We start from the raw sequence: 23,834 nt of genomic DNA, 5'->3' as shown, positions 1-23,834 counted from the left end.
GACAGTCGATGTCGTCATCTGCCACTCAATTTTTGCAATCGTTGTACTGGTGGTTTACACCCGCCCCGATTGTTCTTTTTCTCATGCTATTTCAGCCAATTAATAACCCTGCAAACTGTATTTAATAAGTAAATAAACTTAGGGGGTAATTAAAATAAACGTTAAGTAATTAAAGTAATTTAGTGATTTGATTTAAACATAATAAATAGTTATTAACTTTTCGTTAAATTGCGCTAAAATATCACCTCAATTTGTTAACCTATATTGATGCGTTATTTAAAATGTCTAACTCCAAAAAAACGATCCCCCTGCTTTCTCTGTCAGCTTTACTGGTCTGTACCAGTACCTGGGCTGAAACTCCTGCCACGCAGAAAACCGATGTACTGCTGATCGGTGGCGGTATCATGAGCGCCTCCTTAGGCACTTGGTTACAGGAACTTCAGCCAGGCTGGAAACAGCTGATGGTAGAAAAGCTGGACGGCGTGGCCCTTGAATCCTCTAACGGCTGGAACAATGCCGGTACGGGTCACTCGGCAAATATGGAACTGAACTATACGCCAGAGCGTCCAGACGGTTCTATTGATGTGTCCAAGGCGCTGGAAATTAACGAACAGTTTATGATTTCCCGTCAGTTCTGGACCGCGCAGGTGAAACGCGGCATTTTGAATAACCCGCACTCCTTTATTAATTCCACGCCGCATATGAGTTTTGTCTGGGGTGACACCAACGTCAATTACCTGACCAAGCGTTATGAAGCGTTACAGCAGACCACGCTGTTCCAGGGAATGAAATTCTCTACCGATCCAAATCAGATTAAGCAGTGGGCACCACTGACAATTGAAGGCCGCGATCCTAATCAGAAAATCGCTGCCACCTGGACCCCGGTCGGGACTGACGTTAACTACGGTGAAATCACCCGCCAGCTGATCGGCAGCCTGAAGAAAGATAAAAACTTCACCCTGGAAACCTCAGCAGAAGCGACCGATTTCAAACGTAATGCTGATAACTCCTGGCACGTGACCATCACCGATGTAAAAAGCGGTGAAGAGCACAGCGTTGATGCGAAATACGTGTTTATCGGTGCGGGCGGCGGTGCTTTGAAACTGCTGCAGAAAACCGGTATCCCGGAAGCGGATAACTATGCAGGCTTCCCGGTGGGCGGTTCGTTCCTCGTGAGCGAAAACCCTGAGATCACCAAACAGCATACTGAAAAAGTCTACGGCCAGGCCTCAGTGGGCGCACCACCGATGTCTGTACCGCATCTGGATGCCCGCTTCCTTGACGGTAAGCGCGTGGTACTGTTTGGGCCGTTCGCGACCTTCTCTACCAAGTTCCTGAAAAATGGTTCGCTGTTTGATCTGTTAAGCACCACCACCACCAGCAACTTTATGCCAATGACGCACGTCGGCATGGATAACTTCGACCTGGTGAAATACCTCGTCGGTCAGGTGATGCTGGATGACAACGACCGCTTCGAAGCGCTGAAAGAGTACTACCCGAATGCGCGTAAAGAAGACTGGAAACTGATTCAGGCTGGTCAGCGTGTGCAGATCATCAAGAAAGATGAAGAGAAAGGCGGCGTGCTGAAACTCGGTACTGAAATTGTGACCGATCAGCAGAAAACCCTGGCGGCTCTGCTGGGTGCTTCTCCGGGTGCATCAACCGCAGCCCCTATCACCCTGAACGTGATGAAAAAACTGTTCCCTGAGCAGTTCAATTCACCCGAGTGGCAGAGCAAGATCCGCACTATCGTTCCAAGCTATGGCCAGCAGTTAAATGGCAACGCCGCGCTGACTCAGCAGGTGTGGGATGATACCGCAGCGACTCTGCAGCTGGTGAAACCACCGGTGATTAATATGAATAACGCGCCGTCTGACGCACCTTCTCAGCCAGAGAAACGTGCCGAAAGCGCACAGCACGATATGGCGCTGTAACAGCCGCCAACAACCCTCCCCGGCATCGCGCCGGGGAGGGTTTTTACCTTCCGTACTTCCGCGTATTTCCCCTGCTCGCCTTTGATCTCAGCAAAAGCCGTTATATCTGGTGCCACTGGACAGATAAGCGTCGTCACTTCGCTATATGAATCAGCACATCCACTGAAAGGATCGTTTGGGAATGGGGGCGATTACCCTGTTCCTGCGAGGAACAGGGTAAAAACAGCATCAGCCTGCGGCTTTCTCTGTCAGGGTAAAGGCGGGTTTGTTTTTGGTGACGGAATAGGACACATGCGTTGCCTGTTCCGTTTTGGTGGTGACCTCCACCGATGGAATGGTCACGCGGCCCAGACCGAACAGTGTCTGAACATAGCCACCGACCTTATGCTTGCCTTCGGGGACAAACAGTTCTTTGTTTTCTCCGCGTGTCAGCGTACCGGCTTCGACGCCGTCGATGGTCACAATCACTGAGGAGCCATCGTCAGCACGGGAGATCACATGGGTGACGTTAATCTGCGTTGGGCCGGCGGCAAACTCAGAGACGGCCGGTGTCGCTTCGGCGGCAGACACGTCTACCGTTGCCGGAGCCTGAGTTGTTTTGTGGCTGCAACCTGCCAGCAGTAAGGTGGCCGTGAGCGCGGCGAGCGTGGAACGATAAAACATTAAGCGGTCTATCCTCAACATAATTTCAGACGGCTATAATACTCCCGCGTCAGGCTAAAAACACCCGTCTCTGATTAGGGTTGTTCTTAATTTACGAGAAGTTTACATCTGCTGTGCCCGGTTTGAACAAGATCCCGGCCTGCGGTCTATACTGCCCCACAGGATTTCTTATCAGGAGTATCTATGCACGGACCCGATCCCGCCACGCTTCACCCACTGCCCGGCTTTCCGCAGGTCTGCTTTATCAAAAATAGCGTGAGCAACCCCAATATCCTGATTGGTGATTACACCTATTACGACGACCCGGAAGGTGCAGAGAACTTTGATCGCAACGTGCTGTATCACTACCCGTTTATCGGCGACAAACTGATTATTGGTAAGTTTTGTGCACTGGCACGCGGGGTGAAATTTATTATGAACGGGGCCAATCATAAGACCTCCGGCCTCTCGACCTTCCCCTTCTTTATCTTCGGTAACGGCTGGGAAAGTGCTGCGCCGGAGCCTGGCGACCTGCCTTATAAAGGCGACACCTGCGTGGGTAATGACGTGTGGATAGGTTATGACTGCCTGATTATGCCCGGCGTCACCATCGGTAACGGCGCGATTATCTCGTCACGTTCGGTGGTGGTGTCTGATGTGCCTGCTTACAGCATAGTGGGAGGAAACCCGGCCAAGGTGATCCGTCAGCGTTTCAGCGATGAAGTGATTGCCGAACTGGAGAATATCGCCTGGTGGGACTGGCCGCCAGAGAAGATCACGCAGAATCTGGCGGCAATCAGCGGCGGCGATGTGGCGCGTTTACGGCAATAACTAATATGCCGGGTAGCAAAGTGTGGGGTTAATTTTATTCCAAACCCCACCCATTATTTAAATGAAGAAAAGAGACTTCCTTTCCGTTATTGTCCTTGTCTTTAAACGTTACCCATCCATAACCACTGTCATGCATCACCCAATCACCATATGAGCCGTCCTTAAAAGTCACCGTACCAGAGGCGATGCAAGGCGTGTAATACTCGTGCATCCATCCATAGCCGTTCTCTTCAGCTTTAGCGAAGTAGTTGATGAGTTTCTCTTTGGTGGGTTTAAATAATTTACATCCCTCGGCGTAGTGATAAGGATCTTCCTTATCGATTTCATCAAAATAACCACTCTTAATGATTTCTATATGTGCCACTTCTCTTGCTGCCTCAGCAGATAAGGAAAGTAGTGTTAATGCATAAAGTAAGTATTTTGCTATTCCCATTTTGCTGTACTCGCTTCCGTTTTGTTTTTCCTTCCTATATCAGGGTGCCTGTAGACCTCAGTCATAGGAACATTAAATTTAGAAGCAATTTCAGAAATGAGCCATTTTAGAGACTCATTTTGTTTTTCTGTAACTGCCTCATAAACCTCTTTATTTTTAGGGCCGACAGCACGTCCTACGATTTCGATGCCGATGCTGTCAGTGTTACCAGGAAAGCGATTAGGAAAGCTTTTTTCCTTCTCTAAATCTGAGATCTGTTTAGCAGTCGTAGCTCCCCACGCGCCTCCACGGTGCAATGCCAGCAAGCTGGTTTCGGTTGGTTGGCATGTTTTTTTTAAAATACATTTGGATTGCATTAATCCAACATGCCATGTGGTTTTTAATAGAGAGGCCGTTTGGTAAACCTTTCCATCCTTGTCTATTAAAAAATGAGCACCATTAGCAGACGTATTGTCATAGCTATTAAATGTACTCTGAGCAGAGGAACTGTCAGTTTGGTGGACTACAATTCCATTAACTTTATCCAGATTACCTTTTTCTATTTTTTTAAAAATTTTACGTTCAATTCTATCATCAAAAATATACCCATCTTCATCTATATACATCGCATATTCCTTTGCACGATAATAAATCACAGAGTTAGCGTTGATACCGAATTTCATAGCGACAACACCCACTTATCTCGTCTGCGCCTTAAAGCATCTCTATGAGTCAACAAAAGAGATAGATACCGTACCATCTATATGGTGGCAACGTCAGTCGTGATTTACCTGGAATACAAAAGTTTCTTATTAACCGGAGAGGAGCATTTCAAAGGATTTTTTTTGATATTGATCATATTTCTATAACCAAAAGTTATAAATAACTGAGGCTAATAAGGCCAGGTACAGGCTCGGTGACCGCGATCACGACACCGCTAAGAATCTTAAAAAACTTATGCGTAAGGTGATTACTCTTTCGTTTGCTCATCCCTGACTTTCACCCTGACGCTTACAGTTTTTATAAAGTCGCAGCTAATGCTTTAACCATAGACTCAATTAAACCACTGCTCGCATCATTATCACTACGCTGGTCCGTGCGGTTTTCTTCAGCGCTATTGTGTGGTTTATACAGTGATTCTTTAACACAGTACTTGATTCCATCATCATTGAGCGGATCATATTTTTCATTGACACCTTTCGTGGATACCCCCCCATAACCAATAGAATAACGTGTGATGGTAGGGTATTGTGACTCGTCAGGGAAATAGTAGTTCACCACTGAATAATCATTTTCCATAAAAATATCCGCCACTTTACTGCCAGCCTTTGTTTTTCGAACAGAATAGCCCCATTTTTCTTTCACTATCTTAAAGCCTCTTTTTTCCATTAAGGCATAGTCTTCACTGTGTTTTTTCCAGTTTTCTTCTGCGGCTTTAGTGGCAACTTCATCGACTATTTCGCGAGTAAATTTGTGCGTCACATCATTTTCATCTTTCAACTCGATACGTTCCGTCTTCATTATCAAACTTGGGGGTCTAGTAACTGGAGACCAGTGGTCGACAAGACAACTTGCTATCGAAGAAGGTGAACGTGTTGATTTGAAAACCGCGTCCGGCCCGGACTTGCGAATCGGGGCTTTTAACCGGGCAGTAGCTGGCACTGTTGATTGTGGCGTGACCGGAGGTGTCACCTGCGATTTTACTGGCTGCTGTTTTTCCGCCGGAGCTGTACACCCCGTTGATACCAGCACGCAGATCATCACCATTTTCTTTAACAATTTTACGACTCCATCGCGATTAATATCCCAAAAACGCGATTTTAGGCGATTCAATATTAGAAGTCATTAATGAAACTAATATAAATTGCATGTCAGAACTGAACGTGCAGCCAGCAGCCTTCCCGATGAGAATCGCTGCCAGCACTGGCGAAATCTTCACCGCATCACAAGGTTATGCCCCAAGTACTCGCCTGTTTTATTGCTTATTTGCGCATTTGATTTAAGTCACATACAACTAAAATAGTCTGATTACACACGCTTTTTACATCCGAACTCTGACTATAAGGTCTCTTTGCGTGGCAAAAATCTTCTTACGCAGCGGTAATCTCGACGCCATCCTCGCCCTCGGTGAGAACGGGCAGCCAGTTTATCTTTCGGCTTTGCAACTGCGCGAAACCCTGCGCCTGAGAAAACAATCGCAGGTCGCCGACTGCCTGGCCATCCCGCAGCCGAATGATGCCGGAGACCGCCTTGACTGGTACTCCCCGGTGGAGGGAAAAGTCACCTCCTGGGCCGCCGCCAGTAACAGCGCGCGTACCGCGGCACTGAATCAACTGCTGGCCTGCCAGACCACGATTGCCGACATTGGCGAACGTGCGCAGCAGTCGGATAAACCCAGCCAGAAACTGTTTGGCGCCCTGCTGAACAAAGCCCTGCAATTTCCCGATCAAAACTACGTTTACCTTGTCGGAGGCAAACCGGTGATTACCTTCTGGGGCTTTGTCAGCCTGGATAAAAAATCACGTCAGGATGTCTTCGACTGTCTGCGTACTGAAGAAGACGATGTGCCGTCGCTCGGTCTGTCGCGCCTGGCCCCTGCTGCTGCTGCGCCGCTGGTTACGCCGACATCGATTGCCGCGACAGTCTCCCCGGTGATTGCCCCGCTGATCGCGCCCGAACCTGTTGCTGCCGCGCCCGTTCCGGTGCCGCCTCCGGTGGTGGTTCCGCCGATGCCCGCACTGGACATTATCGATGAGCCAGAAGCGGTTGCAGAAGCCGAACCCGAAGCACCAACACCTGCCGCTGTGGTCACCAAACCGAAAGCTAAAATCTGGCTGCGTTACAGTTGGGTATTGCCCGCCGTTGCCCTGCTGATCACTTTTGGTGTGCAGCTGAAAAACCGCAGCGATAAACCCGCAGAAGAACCGCATGAAGCGTCCGCCAAACCAGCAGCTGAACCTCAGCCCGTGGTCGCCGCCCCTGCGGCGGCTCCGGTGAAAACCACCACCCTGCCGCTGGCCGCCGCGGTGATTGCGCCTGTTCCTGCTACCCCAGAGGCGGCACCAGCAGAGTCTGCTCCGGCACCTGACGCGGTCGCGGATGCGCGTCCGGCTGGCAAAGATGACCTGGTGATGCCGCAGGATGCGGTTAAGATTGGTTCAACGAAATTCCTCAACGGCAACTGGCGCGTGCTGGTGCAGAAAAATCTGCCGACCGGCACCCCGCCGATGCTGAAATATCAGCTGAAAAACGGCAAAGGAACCGCCCGCATTACCCAGGGTAGCGGCGTCACCTGTAAAGTGGATGTGTTTGCCGGGCTGATGTCTTCCGGTAACCTGGTGATTAACAGCCGCACCAAAGCACGCTGCACAGACGGTTCCCGCTATCAGATGCCGGAACTGGTGTGTAAACAGGGGCTGACTGGCGCTGCCGAATGCAGCGGTCGCTATAACGAAGACACCGTGCTGCCAATGACCATGAAGCGTGAGAGTAAATCATAATGCTGGCGACAATTGCTGATTTCAAACCGAATATGACGCTGGTACAGAATAGCGGCATTCAGTTCCTCGACTTTGCGTTGAACCCGGATCTGAACGCTGACTGGCCGGGAAAATTTGTCCGCCAGACCGCAAATGGCCCACTGCTGCGCCTGAATTATCACGCGCAGGCTGGGAAATATCTGCTGCCACAGGCGGCGGGCACGCCACCGGAAGTGGTGAAACCCGAATTCAGCTTCCCGCTGGCACAGTCACTGACGCTGCTTAATGGCCAGTGGTTACCGCTGCCGTTCTTCCGTTTTAATCCTCCCCGCACCTTTATTGGTGGCCCGGATAACTGGGCACGCGTGCGCGTCGTGGCGCTGGCTACGCCGGACGCCAATGGCAACACTCACCGCGTGGTGCTGGCGTTTGATACCAAAGTCTGGGCCGATGGCGAGGATGAGTCGCTGGCGCTGAATGTCAACGATGTGAAAAATGGCGTCAGCTTTGCGCTGGCCCATCGCAGCGATGAGCTGGGCGAGTTTCTCGATCACACCTGGATCGACGGCTGGCTGCGCGAGGCCTTTACTCAGGCGGCCACCACGCTGGAACAGCGCCCGCAGGTCAATATCAAAGCGTCACTGCGCGAGTTTGAGTATCAGGCACACTATCTGAATATTCTGCATCTGCTCGGTCAGCAGCTGTCCGTGCCGGAGCTGAAAATCAGCGCAGCCACTCTTCAGGAACCCGCCATTGCCGTTGATTTAATCCTCGACGTCGGCAACTCGCACACCTGCGGCATCATGGTGGAAGATCATGTTGACGATCATCAGGGGCTGAAACACACCTACGAATTGCAGATGCGCAACCTCAGCGAACCGCATCAGCTGTATAACGAACTGTTTGAGAGCCGCGTGGAGTTCGCCCAGGCCAGCTTTGGTAAGCAGAACTTCTCGCTGGAAAGTGGCCGCGATGATGCCTTTATCTGGCCATCCATTACCCGCGTGGGCCGTGAAGCCGGGCAGCTGGCGTTACAGCGCCTCGGTACCGAAGGCGCCACCGGTCTCTCCAGCCCGCGTCGCTATCTGTGGGATGAAGAGAGCTACACGCCCGGCTGGCGCTTCAGCCGCACGCCGGGCAATGTGTTGCAGGAGCCGCTGGCGACTGCGCTGCCGCTGACCTATCTGATCAATGACGAAGGCCAGCCGCTGTACAGCATTCCGCTGGAGGATCGCCTGCCGGTGTTCGCGCCGCACTACAGCCGCAGCTCGGTGATGAGCCTGATGCTCTCTGAACTGCTGGCGCAGGCGCTGTTACAGATGAACAGCCCGTTACAGCGCCAGAAGATGCTGCACAGCAGCGCCCCGCGCCAGCTGCGCAATATTATCCTCACCCTGCCGTCGGCGATGCCGAAGCCGGAGCGTGAAATCTTCCGCCGCCGGATGCTGGAAGCTATCGCGCTGGTGTGGAAAGCGATGGGCTGGCACCCGATGGATGATGATTTCACCAGCGCCGCCGATAAAGCCAAAAGCAGCGTGCCGGTGCCGGATGTACAGATGGAGTGGGATGAAGCCACCTGCGGGCAGATGGTGTATCTGTATAACGAAACCCAGGTGAACTTTGGCGGCCGCGCCGAAGCCTTCTTCGCCAGCATGGCGCGCCCTGACCGCGCCCGCGCCGCCGATGAGCAGGCGGGCAAAACCCTGCGCATTGCCTCCATTGATATTGGCGGCGGCACCACCGACCTGGCAATCACCCAATACCGCCTGGATGATGGCGTGGGCAACAACGTCAAAATCATGCCGCGCCTGCTGTTCCGCGAAGGCTTTAAGCTGGCAGGTGACGATATCCTGCTGGATGTGATCCAGCTGTACGTGCTGCCTGCCTTGCAGGCGGCATTTAAGCAGGCGGGAATGGTCAACCCGGAAGCGGTGATGACGCGTCTGTTTGGGCATGAAGGCCGCCTTGACGGGCACTCGACGCTGCGTCAGCAGGTGACATTACAACTGTTTATTCCGCTGGGCCAGGCGATCCTCGAAGCCTATGAAACCTTCGACCCGCTCGATCTGACGGCTGAAATTGATGCCCGCTTCGGTGAACTGCTGGCGCAGGCGCCGACGGAAAAATTACTCGACTATATTAACCGCGAGATCCAGCGCGAGCTGCCGGGCGAAGCCAAAGGCTTTGATATTCTCGCGGTGCCGCTGATTGTGCGCCTCAGCAAGCTGCATGCGGAGTTTCTCTCCCCGCGTATGAATATCACGCACAGCCTGCGTTCCATGTCCGAAGTGGTGGCCGTTTATGATTGTGACGTGCTGCTGCTGACCGGGCGCCCTTCGCGTTTTCCTGGCGTGCAGGCGCTGTTCCGCCATCTGCAACCGCTGCCGGTGAGCCGCATTCTGTCGCTGGACGGTTACCACACCAATGACTGGTATCCGTTCAACAAGCAGGGAAAAATCGAGAACCCGAAATCAACGGCGGCTGTGGGTGCGATGCTCTGCCTGCTGTCGCTCGATCTGCGCCTGGCGAACTTCTGGTTTAAGGCCGGGGATTTCCAGCCGTATTCAACCATCCGCTATCTGGGAATGCTCGACGGCACCGGCGCACTGACGGCCGATAACGTCTGGTACAGCGATATCGATCTCGATCAGCACAATTTCACGCTGGATGTGCGCAGCCGCTTCCAGGTGCGCGGGGCCATCACGCTTGGCTTCCGTCAGCTGGATAATGACCGCTGGCCTGCTTCGCCGCTGTATACACTGACCATTGTCGATCCTCAGCTGGCGCGCAGCGTGGCGGGCGATAAAGTGTTACGTATCAAGCTGGCGGTCACCCGTCCGTTTGGTGAATTTGGCCCGGAACGGTTTGATATTGCCGATGCCACTCTGGATGATGGCAGCCAGGTGCCGCTGGAGCATCTGCGCCTGCGTCTGAATACGCTGGCCAGCAGCGCTTCAGGTATGGCGCATTACTGGATTGACAGCGGGAGCGTCTACAAGAAATGAAATCTCTTAATAAAATCCTGACCGCCCAGGCGAATAAAAAACGTGATGCCCTGACGCAGGGCATTGAGCAGGCGCTGGCCTGGCTGGATGTCAACCGCCCGCAGGCACCGCGCCTGAATATGGAAGCCGATCGTCTGGCGATCAAACTGCTGCGCCAGCATAACCATGCCAGCGTGCTGGCACGAAATACCCCGCAGAACTGTGCCATCGGGCTGTTTGGCCTGGCCCAGGCGGGCAAGTCTTATCTGATTGGCGCACTGGCATCCAGCGAAAAAGGCCGCCTTGAATGCGCACTGGGCAACAGCGTGGTGGATTACACCAGCCAGCTCAATCCACAGCAGCATACGGCGAATCTGGTGCAGCGCTTCAGCGGCCAGCAGCAGAGCAGCGACAGCAACTGGCCGGTACAGCTTGCCCTGCTGACCGAATGCGACCTCGTGGCGGTGCTGGCACTGCAATACGCTCAACGCGGCAGTGACACTGTCACGCCACTGGATGAGCCGCAGCTGGGTGAGCGCGTGCAAAACGTGGCGATGTACCGCCAGCCGGAGGCGGTTGCAGGCATTAACCGCCATCAGATGGTGGCGTTGTGGGATTCACTGACCATCAGCCTGGCGCGCAACAGTGCGCTGGACAGTCATTTCTGGCCGCAGGCCGTTGAACTGGCGCCGCAGCTTGGCGTTGACGATCGCGCCAGACTTTTCTCTCTGCTGTGGGGCGAAGATCGTCAGCTGACGGCGCTGTATCGCCAGCTGGCCCACGTGCTGCATCACCTCGCCTGCGTGCCTCAGGTGCTGGCACCGTTAAGCGTGCTGGATGAACCCTCTTACAGTCTGTTAAACAGCTCCGGTGTCAGCCAGTTTAATGCCACTGCCGACCTGACGTTGCAGGTGGTGCCGCGTCATAACGGTCGCGCACTGCCTCCGGTCAGCGTGGCGCTGGCCGAACTGACGCTGCTCAGCCGCGAAGTGCTGCTGCCGCTGTACAGCGCGCCGCGTGAAGAGCTGTTTACCGAAGTCGATCTGCTCGATTTCCCAGGCTTTATTGATTTAACCGTGTTGCCCGACGACGAGCATCATGAGCTGGCGCTGGAGTTTTTACAGGCACGTCGTCCGTTCCTGTTACAACGTGCGGCGATTGAGCAGGATGTGACCCATCTGCTGGTGTGCAGCGCCTCGGCGCACCGTAATGAAACCCGTCAGATTGGCCGCCTGCTCGACTTCTGGGTGAAGCAGACCCAGGGCGAAACCACCGCGCAGCGCAGCGGGCGCAAACCGGGTTTGATCTGGGCGATGACACCGTTCGATCAGCGCATTACCCACGGTCACAATCATGATGCCGCCGTGCAGCGCTTTGTGGGTAACCCCGGTGACGCCTGGGGCGCCATGCTGGCGATGGATGAGAAAGGCGTGCAGCGCATGGCCGGTTATCTGGTCAATGAAGTGCGTGCCGACAGCAAACTGGCGCGGATTGCCACGCAACGTGCCGAGATCCAGCGCGAACTGAGTGAAAACCTGCTCGGCCGCTGGTATCAGGCAGCCGAAGGGGAAGATCCGGCGGAACGTCTGCGTATTGCGGAATCCCTGCTGAAAGCCCTGCAAACCCGTACCGGGGTACACGGCGAGCTGCTGGAGCGCCTGGTGCCGGTGCGTGATACGCTGCGCCATCTGTTCCTGCAACGCCAGATGCGCACCGAACGCACCGCCGCCGATGAATACAGCATCAGCGAAGACGATCCGTTTGGCATCGGGATGACCATCGATCTGCTCAGCGACGAGCCGCTGACGGCTGTGCAGACCAGCTATCACAGCGTGCCCGCCGTCGATCAGGAAGCGGAGTTTGCTCAGAGCGTGTATCGCCACTGGGTGAACCAGCTGCGCCTGCTGCCGGATAACGGTCCTTTGCTGGAACTGCTGGGCGTGAGTAAACCAACGCTGGAGATGCTGACGGAAGAGCTGATCACCGCCAGCGTGCGCCAGGAACTGGAAAATTCACTGATGCGCGTGCTGGCCGACAGCGATGCGCAGGGGCTGCCTGCTGAACAGATTGCCGACCGCCAGGTGTCCAGGGCGCTCAGCGTGCTGGGTGATTTTGTTGCCTGGCTCGGGTTCCAGCAGTTGCCGGAAGCCCAGCGCCCGGAAAGCCGTATCAACCGTGGACAGAAGATTTTTGCCAAACCGGAAGCGCAGACCGTCAACCTCGGGCCGGGCCAGCGTCTGACGCGTCTGGCACTGAAGCCCAACAACCATGCGGCGTTTTATATCTACGACTGGCTGGTGGGGTTAAATGAGATGATTGTGCAGAATGCCGGTTATGCCGCGTCGCGCGAAATCAGTCTGGAACAGCGCGAGAAGCTGGCGCAAATCCTGAAGCTTATCCGCCGCTAATCCCCGGCGGGCATTCGGCTGACACGTACGCTGAATGCCCCGCCGGTTTCCTCTTCCGCTTCCTGCATCACCGCTAGAATACGCGCCAGCGCCACCTGCTGCGGATGCCTGTCCAGATGACGCAGGGTGATGCGCACCGGCAGTGCAATCCCCGCCGTTAACATATCCCACAGCGCATCGAGATTGTTGCCGAAATAGCTCAGGTCAAATTTCAGCGCAAACTGACGGTAAAAATCTTCGCTGTCGCGCACCTGCTGGAGATCAAACGTCACCATCTGCATTTCAGTTCACCTGCTCAAAGTGACGATAATGGTCGCGGGTCACATAGATCAGCCCATCGCTGGAATAGAGCATGCGATCCGTTCCGCGCCGACCGCACTGATAGTTGACGTCAGCCTCAAACCAGCGCCGCCCGTTTTTCTCCGGCAAGCCCCCTTCACGATTACTGAAGCGATCGCCTCCGATGGCCCGGCCTGGCAGCACATCGCACAAATTACCTTTGGAAGGATCCCAGCCCTGACGCCGTGCATCTCCTTTGCGGAGGTAATAGTCCGGCAGCCGCTGGTGCTGATGTAGATAGTCCGCCACGCGCTGCTGCTGCGTCAGCGTGCTGATGTCGTTGCTGCTGCTCTGTGGGCTGGATGCGCTCTGTTCATGGCGGGTGACGGGCGCCCGCGACTCGCCCTGCTGGCGCAGACCGGCGTAGCTGGCAACAATCGCTAAGATGGCGGCAATAATGAGTTTTTTGTTCATCTGGGCATTTTAGCAAAACGGCGATATCAGGCGAGGGGAAAAACAGAGGATCAGCACACAAAAGATTGGCGAAGTTATGTCGCCAGTGAAGCGTCCATACACCTATTTCCGATGTCGTGGAAGTTCGCGATGATAGGCGCTCCGGGCCTTACGCCGGACCATAACACCTGTTCATCTGCACGCTTTCCATTAGGGTTTTTTATGCAAAATAAAAGCACACTGCTTTTACTGGCTCTGTCTGTCGCCGTTTTCGGGGTGATCACCACGGAGATCGCGATTATCGGCCTGCTGCCAAAGCTGGTTTCACAACTTCATGTCACGCCGACTCAGGTCGGGTTCCTCGTCAGTATTTATGCGGTGATTGTGGCGATCACCGGCCCGTTTATTACGCTGCTGCTGTCAGGGTTAAATAAAAAAAAGGTGCTGCTGACCATTCTGCTGGTGTTTATCGTTTCTAACCTGATTTATGCCACCACTGATGCTTTTAATATGATGCTGCTGTTTCGCATTCTGCCCGCCCTCGCGCATGCGGTGTTCTTTGCCGTGGCGCTGGTTGTGGCGGCGAACGCGGTGCCGAAAGAGCAAGCGGCGGGTGCGGCGGCAAAAGTGTTTGCCGGGGTGGCGATCGGGCTGGTGCTTGGCGTGCCGCTGAGCTCGCTGATTGCTGAACATCTTTCGCTGGCAGCGGCGTTTTACTTCGGGGCGGCGGCCTGCGTGCTGGCGCTGATCGGCGTGTTGTGCTTTATGCCGTCGATGCCTGCCACGCAAAAGGTGTCGTTTGCCAGCCAGATTTCTGTGCTGCGCAAGGGGAAACTCTGGCTGACGATTTCGACCGTCACGCTGGTGTTTGCCGCGATGTTTTCCAGCTTCAGCTACGTGGCGGATTACCTCTCCCGGGTTACTCATCTGGGGAATAATAGCATCAGCGCGATGCTGATCCTGTTTGGCCTTTGCGGGTTTATCGGCAATTTCGTCTTCAGCCACTTCCTGCAAAAAAGCGTGGTGAAAACCACCCTGTTTTACCCGCTGCTGTATACGCTGATTTTCCTGCTGGTCTGGCTTTTTGGTTTCTCACTGCCTGCCATGTGCCTGCTGACGCTGTTCTGGGGCGTGTTTCACTCCTCCGGTCTGGTGGTCAGCCAGACATGGTTGATGCGTGAAGCCAGCGAAGCGCCTGAATTTGCCAACAGTCTGTATATGTCCTTCTCCAATCTCGGCATCACCATGGGTTCTCTGACAGGCGGCTGGTTTATTGCCCATCTGGGAACGCATTCCGTGGTGCTGAGTAGCGTTATTTTTGCGCTGCTGGCCTTTGTCAGCATTGTGATCAAGCAGCGTTCAGATGCCAAAACCCTGACAGTACTGGCACAGCACGCCCGCTAAACGGCCTGCCACAAGACAGCGGCAGAGTAGAATTTATGGCAACACTGTTCGGAACAGACAGCTATTTTCTCTGCCGCTTCCTGCCCCCATCATAAAGGCAACCTGATGAAACTAAAGGAGAAAAACATGGACAAACTCTTTACCCCATTCACCGTCGGTGATACCGCCCTGACTAATCGTATCGTCATGGCACCGATGACCCGCTCGCGGGCCAGAGACGGTGATAGCGCCGATGATCTGACCGCAACGTATTACCAGCAGCGGGCCTCCGCCGGGCTGATTATTTCCGAAGGTGCGCAGATCTCCGTTCAGGGCCAGGGTTACCTCTACACACCTGGCATTTATAACGACGCGCAGGTTAAGGGCTGGGAAAAAACCACCCAGGCCGTGCATGATAAAAATGGCAAAATTTTTATCCAGCTCTGGCACGTTGGCCGTATTTCGCATGCCAGCCTGCAACCTGATGGCCAGGCGCCCGTCAGCTCGGTTGCCGTGCGGGCGCAGAACACCAACTGTTATGCCCTGGACGATCAGGGGCAGCCAGGGCAGGTACCGGTTTCCACTCCCCATGCGCTGACGCCCGAAGAAATAAAGGCAGTGGTACAGGACTACGTTCATGCCGCTGAAAATGCTATTCGTGCCGGGTTTGACGGCGTGGAGATCCACGCGGCAAATGGCTATCTGCTGGAGCAGTTTATTAACGGCGGCCTGAATACCCGTGATGACGAATACGGCGGGAGCGTGGAAAACCGTCTGCGTTTTGTACTTGAAGTCACCGATGCTATCGCGCAGGCGATTGGTGCAGAAAAAACGGGTATCCGTCTGGCACCTTTTGGCCGCCTGTTTGATATGCACGCGTTTGAGGGAGAGGAAGAGACATGGCTGGCACTGGCGAAAAAACTCAGCGAGCGCAATCTGGCTTTTGTACACCTCAGCGATCAGCAGACGCTGGGTGCACAGGCCATTCCTGATGGTTTTGTCGAAAAATTCAGAGCCGCTTATGACGGCACACTGATTATCGCCGGTGGCTTTGATAAGCAGCGTGCCGAAGCGTATTTACAGGAAGGCAAAGCCGATCTGATCGCCTTCGGCCGCCCTTTTATCGCTAACCCTGATCTTGTCGAGCGCCTGGCCCATGACTGGCCGCTCAATGAGGTTGATCGGGCGACGATGTACGGCGGCAATGAGAAAGGTTATACCGACTATCCGTTCTACACGGATGCGGCTAACAATACGTAATCAGTCCAGCTGGCCGTCTTCTGCTGCCTTAATCAGGGTATCCACCACGTGGCGTATCTTAGGCAGCAGTTGACGGCTTTTCGGCCACAGCGCACTGACCGGCATTTCGCCGCCGGAGTGGCCGCTTAACACCTCTCGCAACTCGCCATTTTCCAGATGTTTTCCCACCAGCCAGAGCGGCAGTTGCGCCAGCCCGCATCCGGCCAGCGTCGCGGACAATATCGCATCGCCATCGGCAAACTCATGCGTTGGCGGCGGCGTATAGCGCGTCACCTGCCCATCGGCTTCCTTCAGCAGCCACGAGATCGGCTGGTTGCGGCGGAACCCGAGTACGCAGTGATGCTGGCTCAGCTCTTCCACCGATTGTGGTTCACCTCTGTTCTGCAGATAGTCCGGCGCGGCGCAGATCACCAGTTTTTGCGTGGTCAGCCTGCGTGCCACCAGCCCACTGCTGTCGGCCAGTTCACCAATGCGGATCACCAGGTCGATGCCCTCTTCGATCGGGTCGACAAAGCGCTCACTAAAGGTGACTGTCAGTGCCAGATCGGGATAGCGGCGGGTGATGCTTAACAGAATGGGAAGAATGCGCTGTCGGCCGAAGGCGGCGGGTAAATCCACCCGAAGCCGCCCCGACGGATGGCAGATATGCGAGGTCAGCTCGGCTTCTGCCTGCTCAAGGATATCCATCGCATTCTGGCAGCTGATAAGAAAACGTTCACCTTCCGGGGTCAGGCTTAATCTGCGGGTGGAACGCTGAAAAAGCGTCAGCCCCAGCCGCTCCTCAAGGCGCCCGACACTTTTTCCTACGGCGGATTTTGTCAGGCCCAGCCGTTCGGCGGCGGCCGTAAAACTGCCCTGCTGCGCCGTGGTAACAAAGGCGGTGATGCCGCCCAGATGATCGGTTTTACGCACAGATTTCTCCTCTTCAGCCTGCTTGCGGGCATCAGCTTACCCTTTACTGCCTGGCTTCATTGTAGAATCTATGTCCGAAGAGTGGTGAGCGAAAGCGGATTATTGCGCGCTGACGCTAAAAAGAGAGGGCAACAATAGCGGGGAACCGGCCCCGTATTCACAGGGCCGTAGAGGTGGGAGGATTACTTATCTTCGTACTTTTTCATATTGTCCGGGGTGACCAGCTCAAACGGGATCCAGTGATAGGAATCGAGTTTTTCGCCTTTGATCATACGCTGGGCCACATCGACTGAGGCTTTGCCCTGGCCTACCGCATCCTGGAATACCGTCACCTGCATTTTACCGGAGGACATCGCTTTCAGGCCGTCCGGCGTCGCATCAATCCCGCCCACCAGCACTTTGCTCTCTTTTTTACCGGACTGTTGCAGCGCCATAATGGCACCGATCGCCATTTCATCGTTGTTGGCGGCCACGATATCGATCTCTTCTCCGTTGGTGATCCAGCTCAGCATCAGGTCCATGCCTTCGCTGCGCGAGTAGTTAGCGCTCTGCTTTTGCACCACCTTCATTTTCGGGTATTTGGCCACCACCTGCTCAACATCTTTGGTACGTTGCAGCGCACCCGCATCGCTGAGGTTACCGATCATCACGCCCACTTTGCCCTGGTAGTTAGCCAGCCGCGCCAGCTCTTCCATCTGCAGGGTGCCTGACTGCTTTTCGTCAGAGCCTACAAACACCACGCCCGGCGGCAGTGTTTTATCACCCGGCGTGCGGTTGACATACACCAGCGGCACTTTCGCCTGGCTGACCAGTTTGGTCATCGCCGGAGTGCCCGCCGAGTTGACCGGGTCCACGATAATCGCATCTACACCGGCACTGATAAAACTCTGAACCTGATCGGTCTGACGCCCCACGTCGCCGCGTGCATCTTCAAACTGTACGGTGATCCCGCGCGCCTTCGCTTCTTTATCGATCGCCTGGCGAATAATGGTCAGGAAGTTCTGGTCGAAGTACGCCATCGAGACACCAATGGTTTCAGCCAGTGCCGACGTGGAGCAGCTCAGCGCCGCAACCAGCAGCAGTTTTTTCATATGTTTCATTATTATTCTCCAAAGGCAGCAAGATGTTCGCACGGGGTAAATGAAATTTAATAACCGCCTTTAGAGAATAATGAAATAAATGATTTGTCAGCAATCTAAATTTAACGAAACCATAACATCGGTCACGCTTTACCGTTAAGCGCCATTGCCTGGGTTATACTGTGCTCCCTTTCTATTGGACTGAAAGACGTCTTGCTAAGGAGTCAGCATGTCGACATTTATCCTCACAGGCCTGCCAATACTGGCTATCGGACTGTTCTTTATCGCCCTTTTCTTGCGTAACAAAGACAAAAACTATCTTATCCCTGGCGGGGTAATGATGATGGCGGGCCTGGTCAATCTGGTGGTTGGCATTATGGTGAGTTAAGAAAAAATTATATTTCCCATTCTGGCTGGCGCTTTTATGACCTGTGACTATTCTTAGCTCGGGATCATTGCTGGTTCCGTTAATGGTGCAGATTATACCGCCCGGCGAAAGCCGGGTTTTTTATGCCTGGCGATCGGAGACTGACTCCCTTGCCTGACCGATTCACCGCAGGCCAGACAGCACATTATGCCAGAGTCGAAATGATAGCCCTCGAGGAACGCGAGACCGGGCATCGAAGAAGCAGCATGTTTATGCTATTGATTGCCTGATAATTATACGGTTGGCAGCATAAAATAAAATTCCGGTAAACACCCTGTTAAACACTTCAGCCTCTGCGCCACACATGGCAAGATATCCCCCTATCAACGCAGGATGTCGTCGCCATGAACAAGAAAATTATTACTGTTGTCGTTATTGGTTTTGGATTGGTTGCCTGGTACTTCGGGGCAGAACTGCAGGAGTACATCAGGGAAGGTTTTGCACCTCCGCAGTAACAACGAAGCCCCGGACGATGCCGGGGCTGACGTTTAGCTAACTCAGTATCACATGTACGCCAGTGTGAAGACGGCAATGGCACCGAGAGGACCTGCCATCACAGGGACGCGCGTGGCAATCAGGCTGGAGGTGAACCTGATAACATTCGGGCCTGGGTATAACGGATAGTCGCGTGCTTCGTTCACTGGCACAATATTGCCGCTCTCGTCTCGCAACTGAACACCTACCGTGGGATTGGTTGTGCCAATCACCCCATTGATGACGTCGGAAGCAATGCCGTTAAAAGTGATACGAACTTTTTGTGCATCCTGGTTATTAAAGCGCATTTCAAACATCACGACTGAGGCCGTTTCACCCACCACAGGAAAATGATGTTCACTCACCTGCCCCATATCAACATGAATATCTTCAGTTGGCCCCGTAACGCCCGATTCAATAGCACGACGGACGAATGGGAGGGTCATTGATCCACTAATCACTGCTGCGTTGAAATTAACAATTCCGTTAGTCATACGAACTCCTTTAATACAACCGTTAATAAATAATGAGAGTGTTTAACTTGGTTATTACTCAGCGCCAATAACGCCTTGCAGCTATAACACCACGTGGTGATTTATTGTGCGATGGAGGGGTGTTGTGTAAGGTGTGGCAGGAGTTTTGTGGGGAATTGTGACTTATAGGGTAAATAAATGATGCCGGATTGGATACTCTATGAGTCAGATCTTCAGAACGAACACTCACAGTTCATCCAATAATTCTCAGATATCGAAACCGCAAGGTTGTACCATTTTCTTATTGAATATCTAACTAATAAATTGGCCGTACCGGCTACGATTACCGCTGGTGCCATGTGTGGTTTTTTGGGTAGAGGGCAAAGGCACCGCAAGATTGATTTCATATTTAACTATTAAACACCTAATTTAACTCTTTCCCACTCCTTCTTTAAAATACACTGAATGATTCGGGTGAAATCATTAGTTGCAAGATTAAGCTCAGGGAACAATCCTTCATAAACAACACCATCATCTATAACTTTTTTCAAAGCATTTGAATTTAAATTTAAAATACGACCAAAAACACCGCTAACATTTTCAAAATCATCTTCAAGTGGATTTAGCATCATATTTATTTTTGTGGAAAGAAGCCTTACCATACCTAGAGAATTATTCATTCTAATCCGAATGGCTTCGCGAGCTATAAAATTACTTTCTCTAGCACCGGTATCATTAATTTTATTTCCAAAGTTAACATTGAAAGCATAGTCAACTGTGTCAGAGATAGCTTGATGTGCCGCCGCAACAAACTCTGCGCTATAATCTCTGAGGGAATTTATCCATGCTTGTCGATTTGCAGATAAAACCTGCATATTGAAACTCTGCTTTGAAATCAATAGCTGAATTTCTCTATCTTGTGCAAGCGACTCCTGTTGAGCAAGACGTTCAGTTTGTAAAAAATCATGCTGCGCTGCTCTTTCTTTTACCAAAAAGTCCTCTTGAGAAGCCCTTTCTTTTCTGGTGTTATCCGCATTACGCTTAAAAGTCCATATAGCAATTGCTGCAGGAATCAGACCCGCAATAATACTTACTATTACTGTTGAAATTGTCGACGTGTAATCAGGCGGGGAATCAATAACAATTTTAGGAATTGACTCCAACGCAAGGCTGACACGCTCTGCTATTTGATTACTACTGAGTTCAAAAGGTATACCTTTCCAATACATACCATCCTCCTTATACACATTGGTGAATCTCGTCGATTTCCCATGCAGTATTAACGATTATCTTCTCAAGAGTCCATAGTAAATCTGAGCTACGCTGGTCATCCGGAACGCCGCCTGGCTTCATAAACAGCAGTCGTTATCCGAGCGCTTATACCTGGAACAGGAACAAGGTATCGATACGCAGACCCTTGTGGACCATCAAAGCAAATTAACAACCGATAAGTATAACGATGGTCGGGATGAAAATAGAAACTCACCCATAAACCACGCCCATCACCAGCATAAACAGCGGTGTCGTTAGCGCTGAGAACAGCGTGGTCAGCAACATGCTCGTCGCCGCTGGCCCGGTGAGAGCGTTAAACTGCTGCGACATCAAATACACGTTTACGCCCACGGCCATCGAGGCCAGCAGTACCACCACTTTACTCTCCAGCGGCGGCAGCCCAATCATCCAGGCCAGCCCCCACACCACCAGCGGTTGCACGATCAGCTTGATGGCGCTGAGCGCATAGCTGATGGCCAGCCCTTCTTTAATCCGGTAGCTCGCCAGGCTCATGCCCAGTGCCACCAGCGCCAGCGGCACGGCGATCTGTCCCAGCATGGTGACGGGTTGGTCAACGAAGACAGGCAGCGGCAACCCGGTCAGGCTGAATAAGGTGCCGGAGAGGATGCCGATAATCAGGGGGTTTTTCAGTACGCTGAGCGCGGTATTCCCGAAGCCTTTCAGGTTGAGCGCGCCGTGCTTAAACCACTCCACCGACACGGTTGCCAGCGTCCAGAGAATTAAGCCGTTAAACACCAGCACCAGCGCAACGGAGGGGATCGCCTCATCGCCCAGCATTACGCGGGCGATAGGCAGGCCGAGCAGCACGTTATTGGAGAAGATCCCGCCGAGGGCAAACACTGAACCTGCCACGCCATCGAGTTTAAACACCTTAGAGGCCACCACCCGGCCAATGACAAACACCAGCAGGCAGCCGCCAAAGAAGGCGATTAGCAGGCGGGCATCCACCGGGGGACCGTCGCTGAAATCACACATCAGGCGAAACAGCATGGCAGGCAGCGCCACGCGGAACACCAGCCGGTTAATGGCGCTGGTCATACTCTCCGGCCACTGACGCCAGCGCACCAGCAGCCATCCCAGAGCAATCAGGACAAACAGCGGCATGGAAATAAAGATCTGATGGAGCAGCGTGGCAAATAGCGACATGGATTATCCGTCAGGGCCGGTTTTGACCCGGCCAAAATATTAGCCTGTCTCATTAGGCTATTTTACTTGCCAATTTGAACCAGGGCAGTGCTCAAAATCCTCACGTACTTCGTGTACGCTCCGGGATTGAAGCGCTGTCCGTGTCCAAACTGGCTGCGACAATTACGCCTAATGAAACAGGCCACACCACTAAATCGCTAACCCCTAAATCAGTCTGCTCGCTCGCAGCTCCGCTTTCAGGTAGGCGTAATATACCGGGGCGGCAACGACGCCGGCGAGGCCAAAGGCCGATTCAAACACCAGCATCGCCAACAGGATCTCCCAGGTTTTGGCGCTGATACGGCTGCCAAAAATCCGCGCGTTGATAAAGTATTCCAGCTTGTGGATCAGCACGAGGTAAATCAGGGCAATCATCGCGGCTTCCAGCGAAATAGAGAGTCCGATCAGCACAATCACCGTATTGGAAATCAGATTACCAATAATCGGCAGCAACCCGGCGATAAAGGTCAGCACCACCACGGTTTTAGCAAACGGGAAATGCAGGCCAAACATCGGCAACACGCCGAACAGGAAGCCGCAGGTCAGCAGCGTATTGACCAGCGACACTTTAATCTGCGCAAACACCACATTGTGGAAAGCCGCCACCAGCGTCGATAAACGGTCCAGCATCGCCTGTTTCAGGGGGGCTTCAGGGCGGATACCGCTGCTGTTGCGCAGCGAGATAATCGCGCCCAACAACATGCCAATCAGCATGGTGGCAAAGGTATGCGCGGCACTGCGGCCAAAGGTCTGCACCACCACCAGATGTTCACGCAGCCAGGTGACCACCTGGTTTTGCAGATCATCAATGTCCGAGGGCAGATAGCGCGTAATAACGGGCGACAACGTGTGCTGGGCATCCTCCAGCAGTTTGCTGGCCGTGGCGTGGAAGGCGGCGGGGTTCTGGAAGTCATGCAACAGGAAGCCGATCAGCTTGGTGATGCCGGTGACCAGCGAAAGAATAATCACCACGCTGAGGAACATAATGCTGATCCAGCGGGCAATCGGCCCCTTCACCAGGCGTTCCACTAACGGTGTCAAGGCCAGAATGGTTTCATAAACGATAAAACCGGCAAGAAAACAGGGCAACAAACGCAGCGGGAAGATGGCAAATAGCGCAATAAATATCAAGCCGTAGCTGGTGACCTGGCATAATTGCGCCCGATTAACGTTCCGTATTTCCATGACTAATCCTGTCTGAAGGAAAAAAATGAAGCGAATTCAGACAGTATACTATGCGGACGTGAAATCGCGGGCGTTAGATTTTACTCAATTAACGACGATAAGCCAGCCGTCGCACCAGCCGATCGCCCACCATCTGTACCCCCTGCACCAGCAGGATCAACACCACTACGGTGCCAATCATGACCGGCTGGTTAAAGCGCTGGTAACCGTAGCGGATCGCCAGGTCACCTAACCCGCCACCGCCAATGACGCCCGCCATCGAGGAGAAGCCAATCAGCATCACCAGCGTCAGCGTCATGCCCGCCAGCAGCGCGGGCAGCGCCTCCGGCAGCAGAACCTTGCTGACCACATGCCAGCCGCTACCGCCCATCGACACAATGGCTTCGATGCGCCCTTTGTTGACCTCATCCAGCGCATTTTCAACGATGCGGGCAAAAAACGGGATGGCGCCAATGGTGATCGGCACCACCGCCGCACTGCTGCCCAGCGTGGTACCGACAATGATGCGCGTCAGTGGGATCAGCGCAATCAGCAGCACCACAAACGGCAGCGAACGCCCTACGTTAACCACCGCACCCAGCAGCGCATTCAGGCGTGGCAGCGGCAGAATGCCATCGTGGCGCCCAACCTTCAGCAGCACGCCCAGCGGCAGGCCAATCAGAAAGGTAAACAGCCCGGCCAGCGCCACCATATACAGGGTTTCCAGCGTTGCCGCCGACATCAGTTCCCACAGTTCATTCA

Annotated in this window: 21 protein-coding genes; 8 read left to right on the top strand and 13 right to left on the bottom strand. The window is 53.5% G+C overall.

The features are described from left to right. Window positions 1-281 precede the first annotated feature (281 nt). Window positions 282-1,934, top strand: a complete 1,653-nt coding sequence (mqo, locus tag ACFL9S_RS06075) for a malate dehydrogenase (quinone) (RefSeq protein ID WP_405260932.1) — start codon at window positions 282-284, stop codon at window positions 1,932-1,934. A gap of 228 nt (window positions 1,935-2,162) precedes the next feature. On the opposite strand, the gene ACFL9S_RS06070 is transcribed toward mqo, so the two are convergent. Beyond that, window positions 2,163-2,597, bottom strand: a complete 435-nt coding sequence (locus tag ACFL9S_RS06070) for a hypothetical protein (RefSeq protein ID WP_405260931.1) — start codon at window positions 2,595-2,597, stop codon at window positions 2,163-2,165. Between the two features lie 183 nt (window positions 2,598-2,780). Between ACFL9S_RS06070 and ACFL9S_RS06065 the strand changes: the two genes are divergently transcribed. After that, window positions 2,781-3,407: a Vat family streptogramin A O-acetyltransferase gene (locus ACFL9S_RS06065; protein WP_405260930.1), complete on the top strand. Its 627-nt coding sequence runs from the start codon at window positions 2,781-2,783 to the stop codon at window positions 3,405-3,407. Window positions 3,408-3,441: 34 nt separating this feature from the next. On the opposite strand, the gene ACFL9S_RS06060 is transcribed toward ACFL9S_RS06065, so the two are convergent. The 3 genes from ACFL9S_RS06060 to ACFL9S_RS06050 form a co-directional block, all read right to left on the bottom strand. Further along, entirely contained in the window at window positions 3,442-3,840 is a 399-nt protein-coding gene (locus ACFL9S_RS06060; RefSeq protein WP_405260929.1) for a hypothetical protein, read from the bottom strand. Then, window positions 3,831-4,502: an N-acetylmuramoyl-L-alanine amidase gene (locus tag ACFL9S_RS06055; protein WP_405260928.1), complete on the bottom strand. Its 672-nt coding sequence runs from the start codon at window positions 4,500-4,502 to the stop codon at window positions 3,831-3,833. The genes ACFL9S_RS06060 and ACFL9S_RS06055 overlap by 10 nt, the downstream gene beginning before the upstream one ends. 337 nt (window positions 4,503-4,839) lie before the next feature. Further along, a complete protein-coding gene (locus ACFL9S_RS06050) occupies window positions 4,840-5,598 on the bottom strand; it encodes a hypothetical protein (protein ID WP_405260927.1) in 759 nt (252 codons plus the stop codon). Window positions 5,599-5,894: 296 nt separating this feature from the next. Between ACFL9S_RS06050 and ACFL9S_RS06045 the strand changes: the two genes are divergently transcribed. Genes ACFL9S_RS06045 through ACFL9S_RS06035 form a run of 3 tightly spaced genes read left to right on the top strand, consistent with a single transcriptional unit; the run spans window position 5,895 to window position 12,690 of the window. Next, the gene (locus ACFL9S_RS06045) at window positions 5,895-7,319 is read left to right on the top strand and encodes an SrfA family protein (protein WP_405260926.1); all 1,425 of its coding nucleotides are present in this window, start codon (window positions 5,895-5,897) and stop codon (window positions 7,317-7,319) included. After that, window positions 7,319-10,303: a virulence factor SrfB gene (locus ACFL9S_RS06040; protein ID WP_405260925.1), complete on the top strand. Its 2,985-nt coding sequence runs from the start codon at window positions 7,319-7,321 to the stop codon at window positions 10,301-10,303. Before ACFL9S_RS06045 ends, ACFL9S_RS06040 begins: the two co-directional genes overlap by 1 nt. Further along, complete coding sequence (locus ACFL9S_RS06035) at window positions 10,300-12,690, top strand: virulence factor SrfC family protein (protein WP_405260924.1); 2,391 nt, start codon at window positions 10,300-10,302, stop codon at window positions 12,688-12,690. The genes ACFL9S_RS06040 and ACFL9S_RS06035 overlap by 4 nt, the downstream gene beginning before the upstream one ends. On the opposite strand, the gene ACFL9S_RS06030 is transcribed toward ACFL9S_RS06035, so the two are convergent. Beyond that, complete coding sequence (locus ACFL9S_RS06030) at window positions 12,687-12,971, bottom strand: barstar family protein (protein WP_405260923.1); 285 nt, start codon at window positions 12,969-12,971, stop codon at window positions 12,687-12,689. The two genes, ACFL9S_RS06035 and ACFL9S_RS06030, sit on opposite strands and share 4 nt — an antisense overlap. 1 nt (window position 12,972) lies before the next feature. After that, the gene (locus tag ACFL9S_RS06025) at window positions 12,973-13,443 is read right to left on the bottom strand and encodes a ribonuclease domain-containing protein (RefSeq protein ID WP_405260922.1); all 471 of its coding nucleotides are present in this window, start codon (window positions 13,441-13,443) and stop codon (window positions 12,973-12,975) included. 201 nt (window positions 13,444-13,644) lie between these two features. Between ACFL9S_RS06025 and ACFL9S_RS06020 the strand changes: the two genes are divergently transcribed. Both ACFL9S_RS06020 and ACFL9S_RS06015 read left to right on the top strand, forming a co-directional pair. Then, a complete protein-coding gene (locus tag ACFL9S_RS06020; RefSeq protein ID WP_405260921.1) occupies window positions 13,645-14,826 on the top strand; it encodes an MFS transporter in 1,182 nt (393 codons plus the stop codon). A gap of 126 nt (window positions 14,827-14,952) precedes the next feature. Then, complete coding sequence (locus tag ACFL9S_RS06015; protein ID WP_405260920.1) at window positions 14,953-16,065, top strand: alkene reductase; 1,113 nt, start codon at window positions 14,953-14,955, stop codon at window positions 16,063-16,065. On the opposite strand, the gene ACFL9S_RS06010 is transcribed toward ACFL9S_RS06015, so the two are convergent. Together ACFL9S_RS06010 and ACFL9S_RS06005 are read right to left on the bottom strand one after the other, a co-directional pair. Then, entirely contained in the window at window positions 16,066-16,977 is a 912-nt protein-coding gene (locus ACFL9S_RS06010) for a LysR family transcriptional regulator (RefSeq protein WP_405260919.1), read from the bottom strand. A gap of 182 nt (window positions 16,978-17,159) precedes the next feature. After that, on the bottom strand, window positions 17,160-18,077 hold the full coding sequence (locus tag ACFL9S_RS06005; protein ID WP_405260918.1) for a sugar ABC transporter substrate-binding protein: 918 nt from the start codon (window positions 18,075-18,077) through the stop codon (window positions 17,160-17,162). Between the two features lie 208 nt (window positions 18,078-18,285). Here ACFL9S_RS06005 and ACFL9S_RS06000 point away from each other — a divergent pair, with 208 nt between their 5' ends. Then, a complete protein-coding gene (locus ACFL9S_RS06000) occupies window positions 18,286-18,444 on the top strand; it encodes a hypothetical protein (protein WP_405260917.1) in 159 nt (52 codons plus the stop codon). A 542-nt stretch (window positions 18,445-18,986) separates the two neighbouring features. Here ACFL9S_RS06000 and ACFL9S_RS05995 read toward each other — a convergent pair. The 5 genes from ACFL9S_RS05995 to ACFL9S_RS05975 all read right to left on the bottom strand — a co-directional run bounded on the left by ACFL9S_RS05995 (window position 18,987) and on the right by ACFL9S_RS05975 (window position 23,814). Beyond that, window positions 18,987-19,451, bottom strand: coding sequence for a fimbrial protein (locus tag ACFL9S_RS05995; RefSeq protein WP_405260916.1), 465 nt, complete (start codon window positions 19,449-19,451; stop codon window positions 18,987-18,989). A gap of 395 nt (window positions 19,452-19,846) precedes the next feature. Further along, entirely contained in the window at window positions 19,847-20,659 is an 813-nt protein-coding gene (locus tag ACFL9S_RS05990; protein ID WP_405260915.1) for a hypothetical protein, read from the bottom strand. 253 nt (window positions 20,660-20,912) lie between these two features. Next, window positions 20,913-21,869 (bottom strand): AEC family transporter, encoded by a 957-nt coding sequence (locus ACFL9S_RS05985; RefSeq protein WP_405260914.1) that lies wholly within the window; start codon window positions 21,867-21,869, stop codon window positions 20,913-20,915. Between the two features lie 204 nt (window positions 21,870-22,073). Then, the gene (locus tag ACFL9S_RS05980) at window positions 22,074-23,093 is read right to left on the bottom strand and encodes an AI-2E family transporter (RefSeq protein WP_405260913.1); all 1,020 of its coding nucleotides are present in this window, start codon (window positions 23,091-23,093) and stop codon (window positions 22,074-22,076) included. Between the two features lie 88 nt (window positions 23,094-23,181). Continuing rightward, the gene (locus ACFL9S_RS05975) at window positions 23,182-23,814 is read right to left on the bottom strand and encodes a methionine ABC transporter permease (RefSeq protein ID WP_405261070.1); all 633 of its coding nucleotides are present in this window, start codon (window positions 23,812-23,814) and stop codon (window positions 23,182-23,184) included. Between the last annotated feature and the right edge of the window lie 20 nt (window positions 23,815-23,834).

Source organism: Erwinia sp. AnSW2-5 (assembly GCF_045107195.1).
GTDB lineage: Bacteria > Pseudomonadota > Gammaproteobacteria > Enterobacterales > Enterobacteriaceae > Erwinia.
Note: the sequence above shows the minus strand (reverse complement) of the source record. Positions and strands in the feature narration are given on the sequence as shown.